The organism is Candidatus Methanoperedens nitratireducens (assembly GCF_900196725.1).
In the GTDB taxonomy this organism is placed as follows: domain Archaea; phylum Halobacteriota; class Methanosarcinia; order Methanosarcinales; family Methanoperedenaceae; genus Methanoperedens; species Methanoperedens nitroreducens_A.
Map to the genome: position 1 here is coordinate 37,503 of NZ_FZMP01000229.1, position 6,000 is coordinate 43,502.

7 protein-coding genes are annotated in these 6,000 nt (G+C 46.8%); 3 read left to right on the forward strand and 4 right to left on the reverse strand.

The window, feature by feature from the left end:
* Positions 1-3 precede the first annotated feature (3 nt).
* On the reverse strand, positions 4-888 hold the full coding sequence (gene argB, locus MNV_RS17225; protein ID WP_096207175.1) for an acetylglutamate kinase: 885 nt from the start codon (positions 886-888) through the stop codon (positions 4-6).
* Between the two features lie 381 nt (positions 889-1,269).
* On the opposite strand from argB, the gene MNV_RS17230 reads away from it, so the two are divergent.
* Positions 1,270-1,614 (forward strand): KGG domain-containing protein, encoded by a 345-nt coding sequence (locus MNV_RS17230; protein WP_306453665.1) that lies wholly within the window; start codon positions 1,270-1,272, stop codon positions 1,612-1,614.
* A 164-nt stretch (positions 1,615-1,778) separates the two neighbouring features.
* Here the strand turns inward: MNV_RS17230 and MNV_RS17235 are convergent, their stop codons facing one another.
* The 3 genes from MNV_RS17235 to ilvD form a co-directional block, all read right to left on the reverse strand.
* Positions 1,779-2,504, reverse strand: a complete 726-nt coding sequence (locus MNV_RS17235; protein ID WP_096207176.1) for a hypothetical protein — start codon at positions 2,502-2,504, stop codon at positions 1,779-1,781.
* Positions 2,505-2,537: 33 nt separating this feature from the next.
* A complete protein-coding gene (locus tag MNV_RS17240; RefSeq protein ID WP_096207177.1) occupies positions 2,538-3,167 on the reverse strand; it encodes an HNH endonuclease in 630 nt (209 codons plus the stop codon).
* Positions 3,168-3,235: 68 nt separating this feature from the next.
* Entirely contained in the window at positions 3,236-4,900 is a 1,665-nt protein-coding gene (ilvD, locus tag MNV_RS17245; RefSeq protein WP_096207178.1) for a dihydroxy-acid dehydratase, read from the reverse strand.
* A 159-nt stretch (positions 4,901-5,059) separates the two neighbouring features.
* Between ilvD and MNV_RS17250 the strand changes: the two genes are divergently transcribed.
* Positions 5,060-5,257, forward strand: a complete 198-nt coding sequence (locus MNV_RS17250; RefSeq protein ID WP_096207179.1) for a hypothetical protein — start codon at positions 5,060-5,062, stop codon at positions 5,255-5,257.
* Between the two features lie 147 nt (positions 5,258-5,404).
* On the forward strand, positions 5,405-5,566 hold the full coding sequence (locus tag MNV_RS19930; protein WP_179294061.1) for a hypothetical protein: 162 nt from the start codon (positions 5,405-5,407) through the stop codon (positions 5,564-5,566).
* Positions 5,567-6,000 lie beyond the last annotated feature (434 nt).

The window sequence follows — 6,000 nt, forward strand, 5'->3', positions numbered from 1 at the left end:
CACTCACTCTTTCCTGTATATCATCGTTCCGATACCTTCATCCGTGAAAAGCTCAAGCAGCAGCGAGTGGGGAGTGCTCCCGTCGATGATGTGGACCTGCCCGACCCCGCCTTTAACAGCGGCTGCGCTTGAGGTCACTTTGGGTATCATGCCGCCGTTTATGGTTTTATTCTGTATGAGCATCTCAATATCATCAAGCGCGATCCTGGAAATCCGTGATTCGTGGTCTTCAGGGTCTCTCAGGACGCCGGGCACATCTGTTAGCGAAATCAATTTCTTGGCTTTCAGAGCAGCAGCTATATCTCCTGCTACGGTGTCAGCATTCACATTCAAATCGTTGCCCTTATCATCTGTTGCGATTGGCGATATGACCGGGATGTATCCTTTGTCAGTAAGGATTTGCAATAATTCCGGGTTTATTACCTCGGTCTCACCGACCCAGCCAAGATCGACCTCTTTCTCGATACCGCCTACTGTTACGCGCTGAGGAGCGAGCTTTCTTGCCACGATGAGCCTGCTGTCGCTGCCCGATAACCCGATACCTTTCCCCCCATGCTTGCTTATCAATGAGACTATCTTGCTGTTGACGTTACCAACGAGCACCATGCGGGCTATCTCAAGTGTTTCGTCATCTGTAACGCGAAGTCCCGCAACGAACTCAGGCTTTTTTCCCATGCGTTCCATCTTTTCCGTGATCTCAGGACCGCCGCCGTGCACTATCACAGGCCGGATGCCCACGAACTTGAGCAGTACGATATCCTGCACTATCCCGTCCATTATAACAGGGTCTACGATTGCATGACCTCCCATTTTGACTACCATTATGGAGTCGTAGAATTCGCGGATGTACGGGAGGGCTTCGATAAGGATATTTTCACGCTTGAGCATTCGGGGGCTAAAATGGTGGTGGCGGGTATTAAAACTTATTCTTAATTATTCTACTGGATATCATCAAGGGCTTCAACTCAAGCCAGCATGATAGCATACCCGGGGCTCCCCTGAAACATTCCAGTTAGATTTAAATACAATGCGAATGTTCTGAGGATTGATGGGCAGGAAAAACTTTTTTAATACACTAACCCCCACTCCCCAACCTGCTCATCGAAACTTATTTAACCAAAACTCTTTTATAGCATTAAGTATAAAATGTTCATCGGGGGCTAACGTAACTATCTGTTGATATCATTGAGTTCGTAACTTTAAGTGACTTTAAATTTCAATGGTATCGAAGTTATGATTGCTCAAATAAATTTAATATAAGGAGGAGTGGTGAAAATTCCAGGAGTGGACGAAAGACAAAAAGAAGACCCCGGTAAAATGACCGTAGAGGAAGCGGGGCGTAAAGGTGGAGTGACAACAAGGAAAACCCATGGCCGCGAGTTCTACCAGGAAATAGGAAGAAAAGGCGGAGAAGAGCGTGCCCGGGAAATCCGCGAAGAAGGTATCTCACCGGAAACACGTGAGAAGCTTTCTGAAGCCGGGCGCAAAGGAGGGGAAGCAACGAGAGAGACCCGTGGTCGTGAATTCTACCAGGAGATAGGAAGAAAAGGCGGAACTGCACCAAGAGGAGCTGCAGCAAGAGGCGAAATCCCGAAAAAGGGGAAGTTATCGTAAGACGCAGCGGAAAAGACCTGGATATTACGTTCTCAAGCCAGGAAGAGGCTGAAGAGTGGAGAAACCGCTTTGCGCCAATGCTGGAACAGGAAGGATATCATTTCACAAGGGAAAAGCCGATGGCTGTACAGGCGCAGGCGGAGGCTGCGGCAGGGTGAATGAACTCAGGATGATCGGTTCGGGCTGGGCGTTCCTGTCTCCTTATTTTTTATCACCAGCATTTCATTTCCATTTTTCATGAATTCATAACCCACATTCCTTATAGACATCGTGGATTGTTCAAAGTCCTCATCGCACATAAGGGACTCAACTAACGACGACCTTTTCCCTTTTAAATTTACGATCGGGAATATGCGGATTTCTTTTGATGTAATTCTGAGGAGCTCAAGAATTGTCCTTTTGTGGAACTCGTAATCAAGGCGGTCTTCATATAAGAACAAAAAATGCGACACAAGCGAGATAGTGAATTGATCTTCCCCAAAATCCGTGACCGGATACTCTACGGGTACGTATCTTTCCTGCCCGTATTTCTTAAAATCCCGGACGAATAATTTATATGCCATTTCCCGCTGTGCTTTTAGCGATGGTATGTCTTTAAAATAATCCCAGACGTACAAATCAGCAATATCCGGCAGCTGTTTTATTACTGTATCAAGGTCGCGTGCGCATTTCTGCCCGATATCGGAGGCGCTGGACTTATATATCCTATCCGAAGCAGTTACATCGTACCCTTTTGCGTTCGCTTCGGCGCAAAAAGAACTCACGCCTGAGGCAACATCGAGGACGGTTTCGTTTTTAAGCGAAATATTACCGAGATCGAACATCCTGTAGTATTCGTCGAATGTTCGGCCTATCAATACAACGTCTTTTAGGTTCAGTTGTTTAGCCATATGTTACTAAAAATCATTCGCATTGCTTAAACTCTATATTTCCACTCGGTCGGATTTATCGCGATTGCAGTCGAAGCACGTCAGACGAATATTATGCTCTTCTGAGCTTCCACCTTTTGAAAGGGGGATAATGTGGTCGAATTCTACCTCGTTATCGAGAAGATGCTTGCCACAGACTTGGCATGTATAATTATCGCGCCGAACTACTCGCATTTTAACTTTGAATGATATGTACCTTCGACGTCGGCGAACTTCATTGGTTTCTGTAAAATCTTCTGCTATGAAAACGACTGGACAAATATGACCAAAAACGGTACATGCCATCTCAGCAATTTTTTCAGGGATTTCTTCAGGATAGTCCTCAGGGTTGAATTCATCAGTCCATTCTTTAAACAGCCGTCGGCGTTCATCATCTAACGGCTCTCCGCCTTCCAAAATTCCTGTTTTCAGGCAGTTCTTTAGATATTCTTGATATTTTTCTGCCTCTTTTCGTGTTGATGGTAAAAGTGGCGAGTCTTCAACCCAGGGTCCATATGGACAGTATTTTAGCTCCCAACAAGGTTTACAAACACGAGTAGCTGCTACTTTCCACTCTGCAAGAGCCTCGTCATCAGGTTTATCAGATTCGAATCCGAGCAGAGATTTGATTTTCGGGTCAATCATCAATCTTATCTTATTTTATGTAATTTATAATAGTTTTTAGCTCTACAATTCATCCAGAGTGAGAATGTTTACGAGAAAATCGCGCCCTTATCCGCCGAGCCGACCTGCTTCTGGTACCGCGCGAGGTAACCCTTCGTGACACGGGGCGCCGGCGGTTTCCACGCCTTTTTCCTCCTGTCCAGCTCTTCTTTTGAGACCTTGATGTCCAGTATTCTTCCGGGAATGTCTATCTCCACAATATCGCCCTCCCGCACAAGTGCTATCGGTCCGCCTTCCGCAGCTTCAGGCGATACATGGCCTATGCATGGCCCCCTTGTTCCTCCTGAGAACCTGCCATCAGTGATTAACGCCACCGAATCTATCAATCCCATCCCTGCTATTGCGGCTGTCGGGGAGAGCATCTCGCGCATCCCGGGTCCGCCTTTCGGGCCTTCGTAACGTATGATTATACAGTCGCCGGATTTGATATTATTTCCCATTATAGCCTTCATCGCAAGCTCCTCGCTGTCAAAAACACGCGCGGCTCCCGAAAACTTTATCATCTTCCGGCTCACGGCGGTCTGCTTTATCACAGAGCCGCCGGGCGCCAGGCTTCCGTGCAGCACAGCGATGCCGCCTTCTGCGTGTACGGGCGACTCAAGCGTGGCTATGATCTCTTTGTTGGCGCGCGGATTGATGATGATATACTCATCGAGGTTCTCTTTCAGGCTTTTTCCCGTGACGGTCAAAACATCAAGGTTAAGCTTCTCGCTGAGTCGCTGTATTATGGCAGGAACGCCGCCTGCGCGCTCAAAATCGATAAGGTACCTGTCCCCTCCGGGTCGCAGGTTTATAAGATGCGGAGTCTCTTTGCTTATATCATCGAACCTTGAGAGCGGAAGCTCAATCCCGGACTCAGCCGCTATCGCGGGCAAATGGAGCGCAGTATTTGTGCTTCCCCCGATCGCCATGTCCACCCGGATGGCGTTATCAAGCGAATCCCCGGTAACTATCCGATGCGGGGTTATCCCGTTTTTCATAAGTTCGATTACCTTCATTCCGGACTGCTTTGCTATCCTTATCTTCTTTGCATCAACAGCATGGGCTGTGCCGCATCCGGGCAGGCTGAGTCCCAGAGCCTCGGTCACGCATCCCATTGTATTGGCTGTGAACAGACCCGCGCACGAACCCGCGCCGCAGCAGGAGCAATCCTCAAGGTTCTTCAAATCCTGGTCATTGATCTTATTGCTTCTTCGCGCTCCCACAGCCTCAAACAGGGATATTACATCACGCGGCTCGTCTCCTACAATGCCCGGCATCATAGGTCCTCCTGTTACCACAACTGTGGGGATATCGAGCCTTCCCGCAGCCATCAGGTGTCCGGGCACGATCTTGTCACATGTGGGTATCATGACCATCCCGTCGAACTGGTGCGCCTCGACCATGAGTTCAATGCTATCCGCTATCAATTCCCTGCTTGGGAGTGAGTTCTTCATGCCCGTATGCCCCATCGCTATGCCGTCGCATATCCCGATGGTATTGAATTCGAACGGGACCCCGCCAGCCATCCTTATCCCGGCTTTTACTGCTTCCGCAAGCTTATCAAGATGGATATGACCCGGTACGACCTCATTCCATGAATTTACAACCCCGATGAACGGCAGATCCATTTCTTCATCCGTCAGCCCGACTGCTTTTAGTAAAGACCTGTGTGGGGCGCGCTCAAGTCCTTTCTTGATGTTATCGCTTCTCATGATGATCCTGTTCAGATTATGCTGAATATACGCTCTGACTTAAATTTGTTTTTGTTCAAGTTGATTCTAATCATGACTTTTGGTTGCTAACATTGGTAGCACTCTTTAATATCCTGTTGTGTGGCCGATTATCGTTGTTAAATTATTCAGAGGATTTGTATGAACGGGAACATCCAGAATGGAAGAATGACTAAAGACCACAAAGTACGGACCGTGTGCGCCATAAATGCTTCTATTGGCATAACCTTTGCAACTACGGTAGCAGTATCTCTTATCCCGATATGGAACTCCATGGCTTTACTAATGGCTTTGCTGTTCTTTGCTCCGATTGCTGTCGTTTTGTATATATTCAGATAATGTTTAACCACATACTTCCGAAACCGATGTAAGTAGCTCCGTTTTTACATGTTGTCCCTGCCTGAGGTTGAGTAGAGCGTTATGATAAGAGGACGACTCCGTTACTTCTATTAATAAGATATTTCCAAACCAGTATATGGTTAGTGTATGCAGGATAATATCAACGAAACAAAATCCGGGATTGAACGCTTCTGGGAGTTCATTCAATTCGGTCTTGTCAGGATTCTTGTTGCAATGGGCACAGGTTTCATTATCGCATCCATACTGAATCCCGCAGGAACAAGCCGCGTGATAGGGATGATCCTTTAGGATCCCGATTTTTTATCTAACCAGTTCAAACTCGGAGAAACATGGATACTGCTCGGCTTCGGGTTGAGATTGATAACATTCGGAATACTGTTGTACACTTTTATGTATCTTACAGAGTACTGTTTCAGGCTTCTTTTACAGAAACTGAGAAAAAACCAGATTAAAGAGATATATAGAAGAGGGCACAGCCAGCTTCTGGAACTTCAGTTCATAATTCAATACCTTCGCCACATCACTATATCTATAAGATAAGATGAATAATTCTGGGATATACCACTTGTCCTGCCGATATATCCCAGGAACTTGTATGTTCAACATTATTTCACGTCTCCAATGTTTAAAAACCTGTCTGAGTTCAACGGCTATATCTCAGTTGAATGTCATCGTGACAGCGCTATTAGCCATGACCGGTCAAGTTACCATGCCTGGTATTC